The sequence below is a fragment of the Streptomyces bobili genome, from assembly GCF_002154575.1.
GTDB lineage: Bacteria > Actinomycetota > Actinomycetes > Streptomycetales > Streptomycetaceae > Streptomyces > Streptomyces bobili.
The window spans coordinates 20,154-39,942 of sequence record NZ_MUBA01000039.1 but is presented as its reverse complement, the minus strand read 5'-3'; the positions used below and the strand labels follow the sequence as shown (position 1 = coordinate 39,942).

19 protein-coding genes and 1 tRNA gene are annotated in these 19,789 nt (G+C 70.9%); 5 read left to right on the top strand and 15 right to left on the bottom strand.

Going from position 1 to position 19,789, the window contains the following annotated elements:
- Nucleotides 1–77: 77 nt before the first annotated feature.
- From BZL64_RS03865 to BZL64_RS03850, 4 genes are all read right to left on the bottom strand, one after another.
- Nucleotides 78–941, bottom strand: a complete 864-nt coding sequence (locus BZL64_RS03865) for a universal stress protein (RefSeq protein ID WP_086766147.1) — start codon at nucleotides 939–941, stop codon at nucleotides 78–80.
- A gap of 55 nt (nucleotides 942–996) precedes the next feature.
- Nucleotides 997–1,701 carry a dienelactone hydrolase family protein gene (locus BZL64_RS03860; protein ID WP_086766145.1) on the bottom strand — a complete coding sequence of 235 codons (705 nt, stop codon included), beginning with the start codon at nucleotides 1,699–1,701 and terminating at the stop codon, nucleotides 997–999.
- A 109-nt stretch (nucleotides 1,702–1,810) separates the two neighbouring features.
- Complete coding sequence (locus tag BZL64_RS03855; RefSeq protein ID WP_143662971.1) at nucleotides 1,811–2,440, bottom strand: baeRF2 domain-containing protein; 630 nt, start codon at nucleotides 2,438–2,440, stop codon at nucleotides 1,811–1,813.
- An 8-nt stretch (nucleotides 2,441–2,448) separates the two neighbouring features.
- Complete coding sequence (locus tag BZL64_RS03850) at nucleotides 2,449–2,955, bottom strand: hypothetical protein (RefSeq protein ID WP_143662969.1); 507 nt, start codon at nucleotides 2,953–2,955, stop codon at nucleotides 2,449–2,451.
- A 297-nt stretch (nucleotides 2,956–3,252) separates the two neighbouring features.
- On the opposite strand from BZL64_RS03850, the gene BZL64_RS03845 reads away from it, so the two are divergent.
- Nucleotides 3,253–3,915: a phosphoribosyltransferase gene (locus BZL64_RS03845; RefSeq protein ID WP_086766139.1), complete on the top strand. Its 663-nt coding sequence runs from the start codon at nucleotides 3,253–3,255 to the stop codon at nucleotides 3,913–3,915.
- A gap of 93 nt (nucleotides 3,916–4,008) precedes the next feature.
- Complete coding sequence (locus BZL64_RS03840) at nucleotides 4,009–4,299, top strand: hypothetical protein (protein WP_086766138.1); 291 nt, start codon at nucleotides 4,009–4,011, stop codon at nucleotides 4,297–4,299.
- A 21-nt stretch (nucleotides 4,300–4,320) separates the two neighbouring features.
- On the opposite strand, the gene BZL64_RS03835 is transcribed toward BZL64_RS03840, so the two are convergent.
- The 5 genes from BZL64_RS03835 to BZL64_RS03815 form a co-directional block, all read right to left on the bottom strand.
- The gene (locus BZL64_RS03835) at nucleotides 4,321–6,105 is read right to left on the bottom strand and encodes an amylo-alpha-1,6-glucosidase (RefSeq protein WP_086766136.1); all 1,785 of its coding nucleotides are present in this window, start codon (nucleotides 6,103–6,105) and stop codon (nucleotides 4,321–4,323) included.
- Nucleotides 6,106–6,181: 76 nt separating this feature from the next.
- Nucleotides 6,182–7,003, bottom strand: a complete 822-nt coding sequence (locus tag BZL64_RS03830) for a carbohydrate ABC transporter permease (RefSeq protein ID WP_086766134.1) — start codon at nucleotides 7,001–7,003, stop codon at nucleotides 6,182–6,184.
- 11 nt (nucleotides 7,004–7,014) lie between these two features.
- Nucleotides 7,015–7,986 (bottom strand): carbohydrate ABC transporter permease, encoded by a 972-nt coding sequence (locus tag BZL64_RS03825; protein WP_086766132.1) that lies wholly within the window; start codon nucleotides 7,984–7,986, stop codon nucleotides 7,015–7,017.
- A gap of 20 nt (nucleotides 7,987–8,006) precedes the next feature.
- On the bottom strand, nucleotides 8,007–9,260 hold the full coding sequence (locus BZL64_RS03820) for a sugar ABC transporter substrate-binding protein (RefSeq protein ID WP_086766130.1): 1,254 nt from the start codon (nucleotides 9,258–9,260) through the stop codon (nucleotides 8,007–8,009).
- A 58-nt stretch (nucleotides 9,261–9,318) separates the two neighbouring features.
- Nucleotides 9,319–10,365: a LacI family DNA-binding transcriptional regulator gene (locus BZL64_RS03815; RefSeq protein WP_086766178.1), complete on the bottom strand. Its 1,047-nt coding sequence runs from the start codon at nucleotides 10,363–10,365 to the stop codon at nucleotides 9,319–9,321.
- Between the two features lie 399 nt (nucleotides 10,366–10,764).
- Between BZL64_RS03815 and BZL64_RS03810 the strand changes: the two genes are divergently transcribed.
- On the top strand, nucleotides 10,765–14,427 hold the full coding sequence (locus tag BZL64_RS03810) for a LamG-like jellyroll fold domain-containing protein (protein WP_086766128.1): 3,663 nt from the start codon (nucleotides 10,765–10,767) through the stop codon (nucleotides 14,425–14,427).
- 61 nt (nucleotides 14,428–14,488) lie between these two features.
- Here BZL64_RS03810 and BZL64_RS03805 read toward each other — a convergent pair whose 3' ends face one another.
- The 6 genes from BZL64_RS03805 to BZL64_RS03775 all read right to left on the bottom strand — a co-directional run bounded on the left by BZL64_RS03805 (nucleotide 14,489) and on the right by BZL64_RS03775 (nucleotide 18,248).
- A complete protein-coding gene (locus BZL64_RS03805; RefSeq protein WP_086766127.1) occupies nucleotides 14,489–15,556 on the bottom strand; it encodes an LLM class flavin-dependent oxidoreductase in 1,068 nt (355 codons plus the stop codon).
- On the bottom strand, nucleotides 15,556–16,089 hold the full coding sequence (locus tag BZL64_RS03800; RefSeq protein WP_086766125.1) for an SRPBCC family protein: 534 nt from the start codon (nucleotides 16,087–16,089) through the stop codon (nucleotides 15,556–15,558). Before BZL64_RS03800 ends, BZL64_RS03805 begins: the two co-directional genes overlap by 1 nt.
- 118 nt (nucleotides 16,090–16,207) lie before the next feature.
- Nucleotides 16,208–16,705 carry a winged helix-turn-helix transcriptional regulator gene (locus tag BZL64_RS03795; RefSeq protein WP_086766176.1) on the bottom strand — a complete coding sequence of 166 codons (498 nt, stop codon included), beginning with the start codon at nucleotides 16,703–16,705 and terminating at the stop codon, nucleotides 16,208–16,210.
- Nucleotides 16,706–16,817: 112 nt separating this feature from the next.
- A tRNA-Met gene (locus BZL64_RS03790) sits at nucleotides 16,818–16,891 on the bottom strand.
- A 49-nt stretch (nucleotides 16,892–16,940) separates the two neighbouring features.
- Nucleotides 16,941–17,144 carry a cold-shock protein gene (locus BZL64_RS03785; protein ID WP_073499692.1) on the bottom strand — a complete coding sequence of 68 codons (204 nt, stop codon included), beginning with the start codon at nucleotides 17,142–17,144 and terminating at the stop codon, nucleotides 16,941–16,943.
- 537 nt (nucleotides 17,145–17,681) lie between these two features.
- The gene (locus BZL64_RS03775) at nucleotides 17,682–18,248 is read right to left on the bottom strand and encodes a snapalysin family zinc-dependent metalloprotease (protein WP_086766121.1); all 567 of its coding nucleotides are present in this window, start codon (nucleotides 18,246–18,248) and stop codon (nucleotides 17,682–17,684) included.
- Between the two features lie 196 nt (nucleotides 18,249–18,444).
- On the opposite strand from BZL64_RS03775, the gene cpt reads away from it, so the two are divergent.
- Complete coding sequence (cpt, locus tag BZL64_RS03770; protein WP_086766119.1) at nucleotides 18,445–18,969, top strand: chloramphenicol phosphotransferase CPT; 525 nt, start codon at nucleotides 18,445–18,447, stop codon at nucleotides 18,967–18,969.
- Nucleotides 18,970–19,136: 167 nt separating this feature from the next.
- A complete protein-coding gene (locus BZL64_RS03765) occupies nucleotides 19,137–19,772 on the top strand; it encodes a DUF4232 domain-containing protein (protein WP_086766117.1) in 636 nt (211 codons plus the stop codon).
- Nucleotides 19,773–19,789: the final 17 nt, after the last annotated feature.

The window sequence follows — 19,789 nt, the reverse complement described above, 5'->3', positions numbered from 1 at the left end:
CCGGAGACGCGGGCAGGGCACCGGGGGCTGTCCCGTACGCGCGGGCATCGCCGTGCGTCGGCGGGCCGTGGCCGCCCCTACCGGGTGGGCACGACCGCGACCGGGCACCGCGCGTGGTGGAGCACCGCGTGCGTGACCGATCCCAGGCGCAGTCCGAGCCGACCCTCGGCCGGGTGACGGGGCAGCACCACGAGGCCGGCCCGCTGCGACGCCTCGACGAGGGCTGCGGCCGGTGCGTCCGCCACCAGGTCGGTCTCGATCCGCACGTGCGGGTACTCCGCGGCGGGGCGGGCGGCGCGGCTCAGCAGCACGCGATGGCGGTGCTGTTCCTCCTCGCGCAGTTCCGGCGGCGGCGCCAGTTCGCCCGCCCACACGACCGGCGTCCAGGCATGGACCACGCGCAGCGGGGTCCGCCGCCGCGCGGCCTCGACGACGGCGAACCGCACCGCCTCCTCGTCGCGGTCGTCGCGCACGCCGACGACGACGCCGGCGTCCTTCGCCGCTTCGGGACGCTCGCGCACGACGGCCACCGGGCGGTCGGCGTGCGCGGCGACCTTCAGGCTCACCGAGCCGAGCAGCAGGCCGGCGAAGCCGCCCCGCCCGCGGGTGCCGACGACGATGAGGTCGGCGTCGCCCGCCGAGTCGAGGATGGCCTCGGCCGGACGGTCATGGGCCAGGACGGCGTCGACGCGCAGCCCCGGATGGGCGGCCGCGATCCGGGCCCGGCCGGCGTCCACCTGGCCGGTGGCCGCTTCGAAGACCTCGCGGGTGAGGCCGGCTCCGGTCTCGTCGTATCCGACCTCGGGGCCGGGGCCGAGGGCGTGCACGATACGCAGGGCGCCGCCGCGCAGTTCGGCCTCGGTGGCCGCCCACTCCGCGGCGAGCCAGGAGTGCGGTGTGTCGTCGACCCCGACCAGGACGGTGCCGTGCGAGCCGGTCATCGGGCCTCCTCCGTCGCCGCGGGCCGCGCTGTCCGGCGTACCCGCGGCCGGCCGGTCATGTCGTCTCCCGCGACGGTGCCGGTGCCGTCCGCGTGCTCGTACGGGACTCCTGTGCGTCGCGCAGGCGGTCGTCGCACCAGCGCCTGGCCGTCTCGGCGACGTGTTCCAGGGCGCCGGGTTCCTCGAACAGGTGCGTGGCCTGCGGAACGACGTGCAGGGCGTGCGGGCAGCTGAGCCGCCGGGCCGCTTCCTGGTTCAGCGCCAGCACGTTCTGGTCCCGCCCGCCGACGAGGAGCAGTACGGGGACCGTCACCCGCTCCAGGGCGTCGCCCGCGAGATCGGGCCGCCCGCCGCGTGACACCACGGTCAGCACGCGCTCCGGACGCTCGGCGGCGGCCACCAGTGCCGCGGCGGCACCCGTACTGGCGCCGAACAGGACGACGGGCAGGCCGCGGGTGTCGGGCTGGGTGTCCAGCCAGTCGACCGCGGCCACCAGCCGCCGGCCCAGGAGCCCGATGTCGAAACGGTGCTCCGCGGTCAGCGCGTCGCGCCGCTCCTCGCGCTCGCCGAGCAGATCCATCAGCAGCGTGCCCAGCCCCGCGGTACGCAGTTCGGCGGCCACCATCCGATTGCGCGGACTGTGCCGGGAACTGCCGCTGCCGTGCGCGAAGAGCACCACGGCCCGCGCCGGTGCCGGCACGACGAGGTCACCGGAGAGCGTGACGTCCGCGGTGGGCACCAGAACCATGTCGGAGATCATCGGTATCAGCCTCTTCCCCATCGGCCGATCGGGCGGATCGCCAGGACCCGGATGTCCCCCACCGCGTACCCACCCTGTCGCCGGGAATCCCCTCACCGTTGCGGCCCGGCTAACGGCCGGAGGCGTCCTGGTAGCGGAGCAGGACGCCGACGCCGTCGGCCGACGGGACGCGGTCCGGTGGCGGCACGACCAGCTCGGCCCCGGTGCGATGGGCGGCGTACAGCAGTGCCGCGTCAGCCGGTTCCTCCTGCGGCGGGGTCACCCCGAACGCCTCCAGTTCGGCGGCGGACAGCGCGATCTGCGACGGCGCCGAGCCGAGCCACACACGCTCGGGCAGCCGCGCCCGGCGGGTGAGCAGCAGGGACCCGGCCTGTCCGCGTTGCAGGGCGGAGACGGCCGCCGCCACCCCTTCCGACCGGTGGGGGTGCCGGGCGCGCTGGGCCAGGAAGTCCTCCAGCTGCCGCTCGTCCGCCGCGCTCAGACAGCCTTCCAGCACGCGGCCCACATGTTCTTCGAGGAAGGTCGGGCCGACGGATTCGGGGGTGCTGAGGGAGTCGTCGTCCACCACGGTCACCCGGCTGCGCAGGACGGCGGGGAAGCGGTTGACCAGCACGCCCGAGACCCAGACGTCGTCCAGGTGCCGGCACAGCACGATCGACTCGGCGCGGTGGTGTTCGGCGAGGTCGCCCAGCTCGCGGGCGATCCGTGGGGCAGTGCGCTGCCAGGCGTCGGTCGGCACCTGGTGGGTCAGCCGTTCCCGGGGGGGGCGACCCTTCCGGTGGGCCACCGCCCGGCCACCGAGACGACCAGCACATGGTCACCGGGGACGTGGTCCCGGCCGGCCTCCACGGCCTCGTCCCGGGGCCACTCGCCGGAGCGGGTGAGGGCGACGGCCAGGTACGGGATGTCGGGTGCGCGCTGTACGGCGAGGGGCGCCACGTCGGGCAGCGCGTCGAGCCGGGCGGTGTCCCGTGCGGGCGGCTCGGGGAGTTCCTCCGCGAGGGCCAGGCGTCCGTGGGCGGCGAAGAGTGCCTGTCCGTGCCGGCCGGGCAGGGCGCGGTCCGTCCCCACGGCCCCGGCCAGGGCGGTGACGGTGGCGGGGTCGGCTCCCTGCTCGAGCAGGACATCGCTCTGATGCCGCCAGCGAAGGTCGATGGCCGCGTCGGGATCGTCGATGTCCCGCGAGGTGTCGAGGTAGACGCTGGCCCAGGGGCCGGGTTCGGAGAAGAGGGGATCGAGAAAGGAGAGCTTCATCGTGCTGCCCCTGGTCGAGGTCTGTGTCGGCCGCCGCGGTGACATCCCGTGGCGTCCCGTACGGGCACACCGGCCTGCGACGTGCCGCACGGACACGGGTACCCCTGAGCGGCGGGGGCGTACGGATCCGTGCCGTTTGGGTGCCGTCCGGGAGGAAACCCCGGACAGGAGGGATGACGACCACGCACACGCCCATGCGCACGGGGAACGGTTCGCGGGTGCCGGCCCGGTCGCTGCCCGCCGGTGGCCGTCAGGGCGGAGCGACCGACCGGTCCCGCGGAAGGCAGGTGTGAGGTCATGCGATTCCAGGACCGTCGCCAGGCCGGACAGCAGCTCGCCGCCCGGCTGATGGAGTGGTCGGCCGACGGTGATCTCGTCGATCCCCTCGTCCTGGCCCTGCCCCGCGGAGGCGTCCCGGTGGCCGCTGAGGTCGCCGGCGCTCTGGGGGCGCCGCTCGACATCCTCGTGGCCCGGAAGATCGGGGTCCCGGGGCATCCGGAGACGGGCATCGGCGCGATCGTCGGTGACGATCCGCCGGTGTTCGACCGCCGCGCGGTGCAGATGCTCGGCCTGAGCGAGGACAAGCTCCGCCCGGATGTGGCCCGCGAGCGGACCGAACTGCACCGCCGGGAACGGCAGTACCGCGGAGAACGGTCCGCGCCGCACATCGAGGGCAGGACCGTGATCGTCGTCGACGACGGGCTCGCCACCGGCGCCACCGCGCGTGCCGCCCTGCGCCACCTGCGCAGGCGGGGTCCCGCCCGGCTGATCCTCGCCGTCCCGGTCGGCGCTCCCGAGTCGGCGGCGGAGATGCGCTCGGAGGCCGACGACGTCATCTGCCTCCACCAGCCACGGGACTTCCGCGCGGTCGGCCTGTGGTACGCCGATTTCGACCAGGTCGGCGACGAGGAGGTCGTCCGCACCCTGCACGAACACGGCGCCGCGGCGGGCCGGGGCTGAGACCGGTCCCGGGTCCGGACGGAAGGGCCCGCGGAAGAGGCGGGCAAGCCGTACCCGGCGCTGCCGTACGACACGGAGAGGACCCCCACGTCCATGGTGCGCAAGAACATGGAAGGCCACGAGGAAAGGTCGTTCGCGGGCCGTGCCTCCGGGCCGTACTCGGAGGTGCATGAGCGGGTGTTCCAGGCGCTGAGCCGCACGCAGGAGGAACACCGGGGCGAGGCGGTCCACCTGGAAGAGGTGGCACGCGCCTCGGACCTGCCTCCCGACGAGACCTCCGAGCTGCTGCACGACCTGGTGACCGTCCACGGCCTCGCCACGGAACTGGCCGGCTCGGACAGCCCGGACATGGGCCCCCGGTTCGAGGTGAAGCCGCGGATATGACTCAAGCACGAGCCGTCCTGATCACCGTCCGCCCGGGTCGGCCGTCTCGGCGGGCGTCGCGTCGTCGCCCCGGCGGCTGTGTGCCTCGGCCAGGTGGAGGTAGGCAGCGGCCGTCCAGGTGTAGGCGCGGTCGCGCAGACCCGTGCCGGTCAGGGCGTCGAAGTTCTCGGCGAACCCGTGGGTTTCGCACAGGGTGCGGAAGCGGGCGCTGATCTCGTCGGCGAGGCGGTGGTGTCCGGCGCGGCGCAGGCCGTCCTCGATGAGGACGGTGGCGGGGGCCCAGATGGGGCCGCGCCAGTAGCCGTCGGAGCGGTAGTGCGGTGAGGTGGGCAGTTCGGTGGCCAGGCCGTACCGGGTGAGGTGGGTCTGAAGGCGCTCGGCCAGTACGTCGCTGACGTCGTCGGGCAGATGTTCTCCCAGCACGATGGGCATCAGGTCGAGCAGGCTGGAGCTGCTCCAGGTGTCCCCGGTGTCGACGCCGCGGGTGACGAACCGGTCGCCGTTCCAGAGTGTGCCGAGCATCGCGGTCTGGGTCTCCGCGGCCGTCCGGGTCCATCGGCTCGCCTCTTCAGGTCGCCCCAATTCACCGGCGAGCGCTGCCAGTTGGTGCAGTTGCAGGATGAGGAAGGCGGCCAGGTCGGCGGTGACGACCACGCGTTCGGGGTCGAAGGTGGTGGCGTTGTCCCAGCCGCTGTCGTTGCCGTGCTGGTAGTGGGGCAGTTCGGCGCCGGGGGCTCGGCGTGCGGTCAGCCAGAACTCGGTCCAGCGTGCCAGCCTGTCGTACGTCTCCGCCAACTCGGTCCGGCCGAGCGGCACGGTCAGCTTCTGCCGCAGGTGGGCGAACGTCCAGCCGTGGATGGGAGGTTTGACGTAGTTGTAGAGCACCTCGGAGTGGGTCACCGAGTCGGGCAGTGCCCCGGTCGCGTCCTGGTGGTCGAAGGGGAGGTGGAACTGGTCCAAGGCCAGTTCGGGGCATCCGGGCGCCAGGGCCAGGGCGTTGAAGCAGTGGTCCCAGCTCCAGACCTTGTCCATCCAGTGCTTGGACATCAGTACGGCGGGCCGGGTGACGAGCCCCGCCGGGCCCACCGTCGCGGACCAGATGACGTAGGCGGCTAGTTCGGCGGCCGGGGTCGCGGCCGAACGCCAGGGGGCGACCGTGTCGACGAAGTCCGCGAAGGAGTTCCGTGCGGCCTCGACGATCTTGTCGAAGGGCGCCGCCGGCACGTACGGCGGGCGAGCCGTGTCGAGTTCCTCGACCGCGATCTCCCACGGGCCGTCGGCGTCCGCTTCGTCGGCGGCGGATACGGTGAGGCCACGGTCGGCGCTGCCGAGGGCCTGGCTGCCGAAGGTGTCGGTCAGGGAGCCGCGCAGCACGGTGACGCGGTAGCGGCGTCCGGTCTCGTAGGACGTGAACACGTGGGCGTCGGCAGCCGCGTCGCGGAAGAAGTAGGTGCCGCTGAACGGGGTCAGCTCGCGGACCGCCGCACAGACGCGCAGCGCGAGGCCCTCGCCGCGCAGGCGTACGGTGTCCGGCGCCTCGTAGGCGAGGTCGACGCGGCCGGCCGTGCCGGTCCAGGTCAGCAGGCCGGGCGTCGCCTCCACGCGGGTCTCGGCCCGCTCGCCGCTCGCGCCGTCGAGCGGCATGAGGCGCAGCACGCCGTGCATGCCGTTCTGGTGGGAGACCAGGTGGAGGTCCTCGGCGTACGTCTTCTCCGCCACCACGGGCGAGATGTCGAACCAGGATCCGTGCAGGCTGAACGGGATGTCGTGGACGGAGAAGGCCGGGCCGGATCGGTCGGCGGTCATGAAGCGTCACTCGTCTCTCGTGCGGGGGCGGCCGTCGGCGGACCGACGGTGGCAGGAGGTCGCGCAGGGGTCGGTCTCAGTCCTTCACCGCGCCGGCGGTCACACCGGCGGCGACGTAACGCTGGGCTAGGACGAGGATCACCGCGGCGGGCAGCGAGGCCACGACGGCGGTGGCCATGATGGCGTTCCACTCCTGGTTGTTGTTGCCGATGTAGTGGTAGATGCCGAGGGTGATCGGCTCGTGCGCCCCACCGCCGGCGAGGGTGCTGGCGAAGACGAAGTCCGACCAGGACCACAGGAAGGCGAACAGGGACACCGTGACGACGGCGTTGCGGCTCATGGGCAGGACGATCGACCAGAAGGTGCGCAGGGGTCCTGCGCCGTCCGTCTTCGCCGCCTGGATGAGTTCGCCGGGGATGCCGGACATGAACGCGGTGAAGATGAGCACGGCGAACGGGACGGCCAGCGTGGAGTCGGCGATGATCAGGCCGGGGACGGACTGCAGCAGGCCGAGGCTGAGGTAGATGGCGTAGAAGCCCATCGCCATGATGATGCCGGGGATCATCTGGGCGGCGAGGAGGACGAAGCTGAGGGCGCCGCCGCCGCGCGGCCTCAGTTTGGCGAGGGCGTAGCCGGCGGGTGCGGCCAGCGCCACGGTCAGGACCACGGTGCCCAGGCCGATCACGAGGCTGGTGCCGAGATAGGGCAACTGCTGGTCCAGGACCGCCCGGTAGCCCTCCAGCGTGCCGTGCACGGGGAACAGGCCGGGCGGGCTCTTGCGCATGTCCTGCTCGCGGGTGAAGGACACGTTGAGCATCCAGTACACCGGGAAGAGCATGATGCCGGTCAGCAGGAGGCCGATGGCGGTCTTCCACCACGTGCGGCCGCGTCGGTTCATGGCGATTCCCGTCATGACAGTCCCTGCTTGCGCTGGACCCTCATATAGATCAGGCCGAACACCAGGGCGGCGACGACGAGCAGGTTGCCGACGGCCGCTCCGGGGCCGAACGCGGGGAGGAGGTTGCCGAAGCCGAGTTGGTAGGACCAGGTGGCGAAGGTGGTGGACGAGTCGGCCGGGCCGCCCTTGGTCATGATCCAGATGATGTCGAAGACCTTGAGCGTGTAGACCAGCCCCAGCAGCAGGGTGATCGCGGACACCGGGCGCAGCAGTGGGAAGGTGATGCTCCAGAACCGCCGCCAGGCACCCGCCCCGTCCAGGGCGGCGGCCTCGTACAGGCCGGCCGGGATGGACTGCAGTCCGCTGTGCAGGACGACCAGGTTGAACGGGACGCCGATCCAGATGTTCGCGATGATCACCGAGGTCAGTGACCAGGACGGGGAGGTCAGCCAGTTCACCGGGCCGATGCCGACGGCGTGCAGGGCGGTGTTGACGATGCCCGAGTCGCTGTTGAGCATCCACGACCAGGTGGAGGCCGACACGATCAGCGGCAGCAGCCAGGGCACCAGGAACAGCGCCCGCAGGGTGGCGGAGAGCCGGAAGTGCTGGTTGAAGAAGACGGCGAGCGCCAGGCCGATGGCGTACTGGAAGGCCAGGCACACGGCGGTGAAGACGACGGTGTGGAGCAGGGCGGGGGCGAAGGTCGGGTCGTCGAGGACGGTCCGGTAGTTCGCGAGGCCTGTGAAGGGCGCGTCGCCCTGGACGAAGGAGCGGACCGTGTAGTTGCGCAGGCTCAGGTCGAGGTTGCGGTAGAGCGGATAGGCGTAGAAGAGGACGAGGTAGAGGGTCACCGGGGTGAGGAAGGCCCAGGCGGCCCACTGCTGGGAACTGGGGCGGCGGCGCGCTCGGGGCGGTGCGGTGGGGGCCGCACCGCTGTGGTCGGGCACGGGCCGACGGTGCGGCACTTGTGTCGTGTGACTCATCAACGGGCCCTTGGCTGCGGTTACTTGACGGCGGACTGGGCGGCGCTCAGCGCGTCCTCGGGAGACTTGGAGCCGCTGAGGGCGGACTGGACGGCCTTCCACAACTGCTCGGAGATCTTCGGGTACTTGGTGCCCAGGTCGTCACTGGTGCGGCCCTTGGCCGCCTTGACCGCGTTCACCCAGGTCTGCAGGCCGGGGTCGGCCGCCACCTGTTTGTCCTGGACCTCGGTGGTGGGGGCGACGTAGGAGAGGGTGGCGTCGGTGTCGTACAGGTTCTGGGTGCTGGTCAGGCAGGTCGCGATCTTCTGCGTGGTGGCGTAGCGGCCGGTGTCGCCCTGGACCGGGAGGGTGACGAACTCGCCGCCGGTCGGTGCGGCGGCGTTGCCGCCGTCGGCGCCCGGGACGGGTATGACCCCGTAGTCGAAGCCGGCCTTCGCGGCGTTGGCGAGCTGCCAGGTGCCGTTCTCGCCGAACGCGTAGTCGCCGGTCGCGAACTCCTGCCAGCTGGTCGTCTGGGTGTTGTTGAGTACGGAGTTGGGCGCGTATCCGTCGGCCAGCCAGTCCTTCCACAGGGTCAGCGCGGAGACGGCCTCGGGCGAGTCGAGTGCGGTGAGCTTCGCGCCGGATCCCCAGAACCACGGCAGGAACTGGAAGCTGCCCTCTTCGGTGCCGATCGCGGAGAAGGTGATGCCCTTCTTGCCGGCCTTCTTCACCTTGGCCAGCGCCGCCGTCAGCGACGGCCAGTCCTTGACCGAGGCGATGTCCACGCCCGCCGCCTTCAGGACCTCCTTGTTGTAGTAGAGGGCGAGGGTGTTGGCGCCGATGGGCGTGCCGTACGTCTTCCCGCCCGACTGACCCGCCGCCAGCAGGTTGGGGTCGACCGCGGAGGTGTCCAGCTTGTTGTCGTCGGTCGTGGTCAGTACGCCCGCCTCGGCCAGGGTCGAGACCACCGGGTTGTCGACGATGAGGACGTCGGCGGAGTTGTCCTGCTGCGCCGCCAGCAGCGCCTTGTTCGTCAGGTCGCTGGTGTCGAAGCCGGTCCGCTTGATCTTCACACCGGCCTCGGCGCCGCAGGCGTCGAGCAGCTTGACCCACGCCGAGCCCTTCGCGAACTGCGGGTACGGGTCCCAGACGGTGTACGTCCCGCTGTCCGCCGCCTCGCTCCCGGCGCTCCCCGATCCGGAGCCGCAGGCGGTGGCGGTGGTGGCGACCGCCAGGGCGGTCAGGGCCGCGGCGGTCAGGCGGCGCCTTCTCGAGAAGCTGAAGCTGTTCATCGCGGTTCCTTCTGTTTTTGGCATGCGGGTGCCGAGGGTCCGGCGTGCGGGGTTGCGGTCAGCGCGCGGTGTCGGTTCCGGTGTCCGTGTCGGGCCGGGCTCCCGCCGGTCCGGTGCTGGCGCGCAGGGAGATGGGCGGCGTCAGGAGGTGGTGGCGGGGTGGTGCGTCGGGATGGTCGAGCCGCTCCACCAGGAGGTCGACGGCGAGCCGGCCCATCTCGGCGGCGGGTACGTCCGCCGCGGTGAGCTGCGGGGTCACCGTCTCCGCCCAGCGGCCGGCCACGACCCCGGTGACGGAGAAGTCGCGCGGCACATGGCGGCCGGCGCGGGCGAGGCCGCGGTAGAGGCCTCCCAGCGCGGCCTCGTTCAACGTGACCAGCGCCGTGGTGGCGGGGTCGTCGTGCAGGATGCGTTCCACGCAGGTCTGGCCCGAGTCGGCGTCGTCGCCGCAGCAGTACGTCCGGACCGTCAGCCCGCGCTCGGCCGCGGCCTTGGTGAATCCCTCCAGTCCCCGGTGCGCGGACTCGTACCCGGTGCGCAGCAGCTGCTCGGGACGGTTGACGAAGGCGATCCGGCGGTGGCCGAGATCCGCCAGGTGGTGCACGCAGCGCTCGACCAGCGCGGTGTGGTCGAGTCCCACCCACCACGCGCCCTCGGGGCGGGCGGTGCGGCCGATGGCGACGGAGGGGAAGGCGAGTGCGGACAGGTGGTCCACCCGGTCGTCCTCCAGTCTGATCTCCATCAGGATCGCGCCGTCGACCCTCCGCTCTCCCAGGAGCCGCTGGAAGGAGCGGTCGCTGTCCACGCCGCTGGGGGACAGCAGCACGTCGTAGTCGTAGGCGGCGGCGGCTTCCACCACGCTGCCGATGAAGTCCAGCTGCATGCCGGTGTAGTGATTCCCGGCCGGCGGGAAGACGAGGCCGAGTGTGCTGGTCCGGCCGTTGGCGAGGGCGCGGGCACTGGCGCTGGGCCGGTAACCGAGTTCGTCGACGACCCGCTGGATCTTGCGTCGTGTCTCCTCGGAGACGGGGCGCTTGCCGCTCAGCGCGTAGGACACGGTGCTCCGCGAGACACCGGCCCGCCGGGCGATCTCACCGATGTTCACGGTCACTCCTGGATCGAACTGGATCGAACTGGTTCGACTCCTCGAAAGGAACCGCCCGCCGGTCGCACTGGACTGAGGAAAAGAAGGAAGGCGACTATCGGTTGTCGAACCGGTTCGCGTGAAGTGAAGGTAGGAACAAGCCAGACGGCTGTCAACACTTCGGACCGCGTTTCCCGCAAAGAGCCTGCAACTCGGGGTGTACGCCCGAGGTTTCGGGTGTCAGGGGGATTGCTGGCCGGTTTCGCCGGTGCTAGCTTCGCCGAACCGGTTCGACTCGTATGCCTCCTCCGCCATGCGCACGGTCAGGAACCCGTGGAGCCGCCGTGCGATGAAGTCCGGTGACCGGGGCCGAGGGGCGGACAGGACCGGAACCCCTTCCCGAGGATGAGGACGTAATCCATGCCATCCGCTCACAGATCCGCACGGCGGCGAGCCGCGGCCGCCGTGGCCCTGACTCTCGGCGCGGGAGTGCTGGCCGCACCTGCCCTCCCCGCACAGGCTGCCGACGCACCCCAGCCCGCCGCGCGCTACACCTTCGACCAGGACGACCTCGCCTCGGGCAGGATCACCGACAGTTCCGGCAACGGTCTGACGGCGAGCCTGGTGAACGGCGACACCGCCCGGTCCGTCGCGGGCGCCGACGGAGGCAAGGCGCTCGCCCTGCCCGGCGGAGCGCCCACCTCGAACGGCGCGTACGTCCGCCTGCCCCGCGAAGTGCTCGGCGAGGCAGCCGATCTGACCGTGTCGGCCCGCGTGAAATGGAGCGGCGACCCGTCCTCCTGGCAGCGCGTGTTCGATCTGGGGACCGACAACACGAAGTACCTCTTCACCACCCCGTACGACAGCGACGGGCGGCTGCGCACGGCCGTGACCACCGGCGGCGGGGGCGCGGAGGTCAAGGTCTCCGGGTACGGGCCGCTCCCCGCGGACCAGTGGCGGACGGTCGCGGTCACCCTCGACAGTTCGGCCCGCCGGGTCACCACGTACGTGGACGGCGTGGCCGTCTCCTCGGCCGAGACCGACGTCAAGGCGAAGGAACTGCTGGACGCTTCGGCCACGTCCGCCGGCTACCTCGGCAAGTCCTTCTGGCCGGACCCGTTGTTCAAGGGCGCGATCGACGACTTCACCGTGTGGCACGCGGCGCTCAGTCCCGCTCAGGTGGCCGGTACGGTCGGCAGCGTGCCCACGCTCCAGCAGCTCTCGCGGACCTCCTTCGAGGTCCGTACGACGACGGGAACCGCACCGGCTCTCCCCGCCGCCGTCCGCGCCTCCTTCTCCGACGGCTACGACCGGGACGCGCCGGTCGTCTGGGACGCCGTACCGGCCGACGAGTACGCCGGGCCCGGCACCTTCACGGTGGCCGGCACCGCGGCCGGGCGTGCGGTGAAGGCGACCGTCACCGTGGTCCGCGAGGGGCAGCTCACCGTCGACCTCGGCTCGGACACCGGCGCGTTCCACGGCGGCGCCTCCGGCACCCTCTACGGCGTGTACGGGCCGGACGTCCCCACCAACAACCTGATCGAGGGCATGGGCCTGCGCACGGTCTCCACGAAGGCACAGGACGGCCCGCAGCACCCGGGGGCCGACGCGCTGGAGGTGGTCAAGCCGCTGGCCGACTCCACCGACGGTGACGTGTACATCTACATGACCGACATCCACCGCGGCTTCCCGTACCAGTGGCCCGGCGACACGCCAGAGGAGAAGCTCAAGCTCTACAAGGAGAAGATGGCGAAGCAGGTGGACCAGGTCCTGCGCCTGCCCGAGCAGTACCAGGACAACATCGTCTTCGTGCCGTTCAACGAGCCCGAGGGCAACATGTTCGGCACCGGCGAGTGGAGCTACGACAAGGTCAGCTGGCTCAACGACCCGGCGGACTACTTCGCCGCCTGGGACGACGCGTACAAGCTCATCAAGTCGAAGATGCCGGACGCCCGCATCGCCGGGCCCAACACCAGCGTCCTCTACGACCAGGTGAAGGGCTTCCTCACGCACGCCCTGGCCGCCGGAACCCTCCCCGAGGTCATCACCTGGCACGAGCTGAGCCACCCGGAGGCGGTACGCGCGAGCGTCGCCAAGTACCGGGCGTGGGAGAAGGACCTGTTCAAGGGCACCGATCGCGAGGGAACTCAAATCCCCGTCAACATCAACGAGTACGCCTTCAACTACCACACCTCGGTCCCCGGTCAGATGATTCAGTGGGTGTCCGCGATCGAGGAGTCCAAGGTGGACGCCGACATCGCGTACTGGAACATCGACGGCAACCTCTCCGACTCCGCGGTGCAGTCCAACCGTGGCAACGGCCAGTGGTGGCTGCTCAACTCCTACGCCTCGATGAGCGGGCACACGGTGAACGTGACCCCGCCGTTCCCCGGCGAGAACTACTCGATGCAGGGCGTCGGCACACTCGACGAGAAGAAGAAGCAGGCCCGGCTGATCTTCGGCGGCTCCACCGGCAAGGGACACATCACCTTCGCCGACGTACCCAAGCAGCTCTTCGGGGACCGCGTGCACGCCTGGGTGCGGGAGATCGACTGGAGCGGGCAGCTCGGCGACTCGTCCGGCCCGAAACTGCTCACGGAGCAGAACCTGAAGGTCGCCGACGACGCCACGGTCTCCGTCGACTTCGGCAACGGCACGCTGCCGCCGCTGAAGGAGTCCTCGGCGTACGAGATCGTCCTCAGCCCGGCCGGCGAGGCGACGGGCACGCAGTCCCCGCCCGTGCGCTGGCAGGCCTCGTACGAGGCGGAGGACGCCGCCCACACCGGGTCCGGCTACACCAGGAACGGCCCGGAGGGCTCACCCCGCGACGTGTCGAAGTTCTACACCTCCGGCGGCTACGACGTGGGCGGCCTGCGCACCGGCTCGGACGTCACCCTCGACGTCACCGTGGACGTGCCGCAGGACGGCACCTACGACCTGAGCGTCTTCGCCAACTCCCTCAACACCTTCGACAAGGTGAAGGAGCAGGGCCCCACCAACGTCTTCCTCCGCGTGGACGGCAAGGCGGACAGCGAGCAGGAGCTGTACCTTCCGCTCGGCTACAAGTGGGTCGTCTGGGACCACACCGACACCAAGGTCCAGCTCACCAAGGGCAAGCACACCCTCACGCTCGCCGCCAAGAGCGCCGACGGCAAGCGCGTCACGAAGGGCGACGCCATCGTCGACCGCCTCACCCTCACCCTCCCCGAGGCTTCGGCCGGCACCCAGGTCTACGAGGGTGAGCTGGCCTGGCCGGCCGGCGGAGCACTGCCCGTCTACGACCTGCCGAAGCGGGCCGGGATCCCCGCCACCGGCTCGGGCGCGATCCAGCTGAAGAAGAACCAGAGCGCCACCTTCTGGGTCTACTCCCCCGCCGACCGCGAGGCCACCCTCAAGGTCGACACCCTCGGCGGCACGGGCGCCCGCCTCGCCGTCAACGGACACGACGTCCTGAGCCTGGCCAAGGGCAGGAACAGCGCGGCGGTCTCCCTGTCCGGCGGCATCAACAAGGTGACGGTGACCGGAGGTTCGTCCACCACCCTCGTCGACCGGCTCACCGTCACTCCCACCGACGGCACGCTCACGACGCGGACGTACGAGGCGGGCGACGCCGAGCTCGCCGGGACGGCCGCGCTCGCCCCGCTCTCCCTGGCCACGGCCGGCACGGCGATCACCGGCATCGGCGGCGAGCCCGGCAACGGCAACACCGCCACGTTCACCGTCACCGCCGACCGGGCCGGCCTGCACGCGCTGCGCATCCGGTACGCCAACCCCGAGCAGGCCGAGGCCACCCACTACAACCCCGACCCGCTCGCCCGTCACGCCGACATCGGCGTCAACGGCGGCGAGACACGGCGCGTCGGCTTCCCGCACAGCTTCCACCAGAACAACTTCTGGGAGCTGACCGTCCCCGTCCAGCTGAGGAAGGGACAGAACACGATCACCTTCCGCTCCGAGGAACTGCCCAACTTCGACGGCACCACCTACGCCTCGGACACCTTCCCCGGCGTACCGCTCCGCTCCCGCTACGCACCGCTGATCGACCGGATCACCGTCGCGCCGTACGCACGGGAGACGCGATGAGGTAGCTGAACAAGGGCGGCCGGCGGCGTACTCCGACACCACGTCGGCGTACGCCGTCCGGTCACCCCCCGGCCCCGCCCTCACCCTCGACTGACCGCACCAGTTCGATGGCCCGGCCCAGGGTGGTGAGCCGGGCGTCGAGGGTCTCGCCCGCCGGGTAGAAGCGGACGGTGTCGACGCCCGCGTCGCGCCAGACGCGCAGCCGTTCGCGGACCATGTCCTCGGTGCCGATCAGAGTGGTCGCCAACACCATCTCGTCGGTGACCAGTGTGGCCGCGCCGTCCCGGTCCCCGGCCTGCCAGCGGGCCCGTACGTCGGCCGCGACCTCGGCCCAGCCCTGGCGGCTGTAGGCCTTGTTGTAGAAGTTCGTGCTCTCGGAGCCCATGCCGCCGAGGCTGAAGGCGAGTTCCTTCTTGCGTCCGGCCACCATCGCGCGCAGCGCGTCCTCGTCGTCGGCGAAGGCGACCTCGGCACCCTGGCAGATGTCCAGGTCCGCACGCTTGCGCCCGGCGGCGGCCAGCCCCTCGTCGAGATGGTCGAAGTACGCCTCCTTGGCGCCCTCGGGGACGAAGCTGGTACCCAGCCAGCCGTCGGCGATCTCCCCCGTCAGGTGCAGCATCTTGGGCGACAGCGTCGCCAGGTAGACGGGGATGTCGTGCTCGGCGCGCATCGACAGCCGCATGGGCTTCCCCTCGCCGCCCGGCAGCGGAACCTGGTACTCCCGCCCGGAGTAGGAGATCTTCTCTCCGGTCGCGGCCCGTCGCACGATGTCGACGGTCTCGCGCATCCGTGACAGCGGCCGGGCGAAGGGCACACCGTGCAGCCCCTCGATCACCTGCGGTCCGGAAGGCCCGAGCCCGAGGAGGAAACGCCCCTCGGTGATCTGCGAGAGCGTGATTGCGGCGCGGGCGATGGCCACCGGGGTGCGGGTGCCGAGCTGGATGATCCCGGAGCCGAGGAGCATGCGCTCGGTCTTCGCGGCGAGATAGCCCAGGGGTGACGGCGCCTCGGAGCCCCAGGCCTCGGCCACCCAGCAGATGTCGAGGCCGAGCCTCTCCGCCTCGGTGACGTAGTCGACGATCTCCCGCCAGTCGCCGCCGGAGGCCTCGATCGTGGTGGATGTACGCATCAGTTGCTCACCTCTTTGGAGGTCCGGGGGTTCTCGGCCAGTTCCTTGATCGCTGCGAGGGTGGCGGTCATGCCGGTCTCGAACTCCCGCATCCGTACGAAGACGATCTTCTGTTCCTTGTCCGGCATGCGGTCGATGGCGAAGGAGAGGCCCGAGCGGGCCGGACCCATCTGCATCCACTGCCGCAGCAGCGTGCCGTCGTCCTGCGGCTCCAGGGTGAACCGCCAGAGCGCCGTGGGGTGTTGCGGGTCCTCGACCGCCCAGGCGAGCACCTCCGGCGGCCGGCACTCGACGATGTGGGACGTGGTCGCCCACTCCCCCAGCGAATCGTGCTTGCTCCGCCCCACGAACCGGGCTCCGCAGGCGGGGCCGCTCCGGCCGTCCAGCCACTCCACCGCCTGCAGTTCGGCGCTCAGGCTGGGCATCAGGTCGATGTCGGCCACCAGCGCCCACACCCGCTCCGGCGGGGCGGCGATCCAGGTGTGCACCTCGACCGTCGGCTTGTCCGCGTACCGCGCACCTGTCCACTCCATCGCCTCGTGGCCTCCTTGCCCCTAGCGTGGTCCGCACTGCGACAATGCGTCTGACCAGTAAAGTTGCGTAGATAGACCTTCATGTCAAGGGTGTGCGCGGACCCACGCACACCTCGGGTCAGCCCGTGAAGCGTTCCCGCACGTCGGGCCGTTCGGCGAGACGCGGCGGGTAGCCGGGCCCCAGCCGGGGACGGGTGTTGTCGGCGGTCATGGGCTCGGCGCAGGCGGCGCACACCACCTCGGCATGACTCTCCTGCCCGCACACGTCGTGATGCATGAGCACCGGCGGGCCCGCCTCATCCGCCAGCCAGCGATCCCCCCACCGGTTCATGACCAGCAGCACGCCGTAGAAATCGCGCCCCTTGTCGGTGAGCACGTAGTCGTACCGGACCGGCTCGCTCTGGTACGGCCGCTTCTCCAGCAGCCCCTCCTCCACCAGCCGGCGCAGCCGGTCGGTCAGCGTGTTGCGGGCGATGCCCAGCGACTCCTGGAACGCGTCGAAGCGCCGGATGCCGTAGAAGGCCTCACGCAGCACCAGCGGCGTCCACCAGTCACCGAGCAGGTCCATGGTCCGCGCGATCGAGCAGGGCCACTGCGCAAAGGATGTCCGCCTCATGTCCGCCAGCATAGGTTCGTCTCGCGACAAGACCCAGCAGGTCGACGACCCAGGACGGGGTTGACGAACACAAGCGAAAGGGGCCCGGCATCAGCCGGGCCCCTTCCTTTTGTAGCGGGGACAGGATTTGAACCTGCGACCTCTGGGTTATGAGCCCAGCGAGCTACCGAGCTGCTCCACCCCGCGTCGGTTCTGCCACTCTACACGGCGATCCGGGCGGGCTGGAAACAGGGGGTCAGCCGCGGACGATGTTCTCCGCCTGGGGGCCCTTCTGTCCCTGGGTCACGTCGAAGGTGACCGCCTCTCCCTCCACCAGCTCACGGTAGCCGTTGCCGGAGATGTTGGAGTAGTGCGCGAAGACATCGGGGCCGCCGCCGTCCTGGGCGATGAATCCGAAGCCCTTTTCGGCGTTGAACCACTTCACGGTGCCGCTGGCCATACTGCTGTGTCCTTCGTTCTCGCCGGCGGACGCCGGCTGGAATGGGTGTGGGTCCAGTCCATGATCATGGACTGTGTCCCAGACCCGTTCTACCCCACGAATGGCCCCGCAATCCGCAGTTGTCGCTCAAAAACTTCTCCATCGTGACCTCTTGTCAGCCAATGGAGGGCAAGTGACGTGGGGCGTTCGGGGCAATACGGCCCGTAGCGGTCAGTCGCCTCCGCCACCGCCTCCGCAGGACGATCCACCGCCACAGGACGACCCGCCGCCGCACGACCAACCGCCTCCGCCGCCGTGGCCACCCCCGTCGCCGCCTCGGGAGCGACCCCGCGACCTGCCTGCGCCCCGGCCACCACGTGACCCCACGAGAAGGATCACGACGAGCACGATCCCCACGATCACGACATATTCCACTGCGTTCAGCCCCCGTAGTCGTCCTGCTGGAACTCGTACGAGGGCAATGCCCCGGAACATCGGTGGGCCAAGCGCGTCTTGAGCAACTCCAGAGCTTCGGCCGCCACCACGGGGCGGGGCGGGTCAGTCCACGGTCATCACCTGGCGCGGCGCCGTCGCGGACGGGCGGGCGAGCGCGGCACCGAAGTCGCCCTCGACCTCGGCTTTCTCGGCCGCGTTCGGGTACGGGTTCGTGCACGGGACGCCCGCACTGGAACCCGACATCAGACTGCTGCAGGGGCCGGGCTTACGGTCCGGCAGGCCGAGGATGTGGCCGAGTTCGTGCGCCGCTATGCGCACGGTGTCGTATCCCTCGTTCACGGCCTGCCGTCCCATGTAGACGGTGCCCCTGCCGAGCGAGGTGGTCAGGGCCCGGGGCCAGCCGTCGTCCGCCAGGACGCGGATGTCGGCGCGCTGCCCGGCGGCGACCGGGCGCAGTTCGACGTTGTCCACGCTCTCGTTCCAGATCGCCGCGCCCCGGTCGACGGCGCCCCTGAACTCCGCGGAGGCCCCGGCGTCGTACGTCACGACACGGGCCGCGAGGGGCTGATCGACGGGAGCGTCCGCCTGCGCGTAGGCGGGGCCGCCGAACAGGCTGACGGCTGCCGTGAGGGTGGCGGCGAGGGCGGGGACGTAGGTGCGTGAGTGCATGATCGACCTCCTGTGGGGGAAGGTGGACGTGCTCATGTCACGTGCTGCTGAACCCTCTGCCCATGGCTCCCGGCCGTCAATCCGTCAATCTGCGGGCCCTCGGGCCGGTCTGCCGCGCGAGGGGCACGGGGCCGCCCGAAATTCGTTTCATGTCCGGCGGACGCACCCCTACTGTGGCGCGGTGACGACGACGCGGATGATCATTCTCAACGGCGGTTCCAGCTCGGGGAAGACCGGGATCGTGCGGTGCCTCCAGGCCGTACTGCCGGATCCCTGGCTGGCCTTCGGGGTCGATTCGTTCGTCGACGCGCTGCCCGCGAGGCTTCAGGCGTCCGACGCGGGCCTCGAGGTCGCGGCGGACGGCCGGGTGAGCGTCGGAGCGGACTTCCGGGCACTGGAGGAGGCCTGGACCGAGGGGATCGTGGCGATGGCACGGGCCGGCGCCCGCATCGTCGTCGACGACGTCTTCCTCGGCGGGGCGGCGTCCCAGCAGCGGTGGCAGAAGGCTCTGGGTGACGTGCCGGTGCTGTGGGTCGGCGTCAGATGTGACGGCGTGGTCGCCGCCGGCCGCGAGATCGCACGAGGGGACCGCGTGCGGGGCATGGCCGCGTCGCAGGCGGACGCGGTGCACCACGGGGTGATCTACGACCTGGAGGTCGACACGAGTCGCACCGAGTCGCTGGAGTGTGCGCTGGCCATCGCCGACCGCGTCGGCGGCTGACGGGGCGGAGTACGGCTCACCGGCCAACGTCCGGTGGACGAGTCGGCTCCCCCGCCGCCGTCAACGGTGTTGGTTCCGGCGAGATCCTGTCACCAAGCTGTGAAGAATCAGCGGGACTCTGGAGCAGCAGTCCGGAACATCACGCTTCACGTCGGGGGAACCACGCCATGAGCACCGTACGCAGAGCCGCACTCGTCCTCACCACCCTGTCCGCCGCGCTGGCACTGACCGCCTGCGGGCCCGCCGAGGACGACGCGGCGGGCGGGACCGTCACGGCAACGCCCGCCGTCCCCTCCACGGCGTCGTCCGAGCCACCGTCGAAGCCGTCAAAGCCGTCGAAGCCCTCAGCACCGTCGACGTCCTCCGGCGGCGGCTCCTCGGCCGACCACGACGTCTTCCCGTGCAGCACCTTCGACGTCACGTTCACCGCGAGCCTCGCCGAACCGACCACCAGCAGCTATCTGTTGAAGGTCACCAACAAGGGCACGAAGGCCTGCCGTGCGCTCGGCCACCCGGTCGTCACCTTCGGCGACCTGGACGGCGCGGCCACGGAACGGGGCACGGCCCCCGGCATCGAGGACGCGCTCCGGCTGGAGCCGGGTGAATCGGCGTACGCCGGCCTCATGGGCGGCGCCGACGACGGCAGGGGCAGGACGGTCGGTTCGATCGCGATGACCATGAACACCGAGTCCGACCTCGAACAGACCCCTCTCACCGCGTCGACCCCCGACCTGTACGTCTCGCCCGACATCAACTCCGTGACCCCGTGGGTGAACAACGTGGAGGACGCACTGAGCCTGTAGGCGGGCGCTGTCCCGCA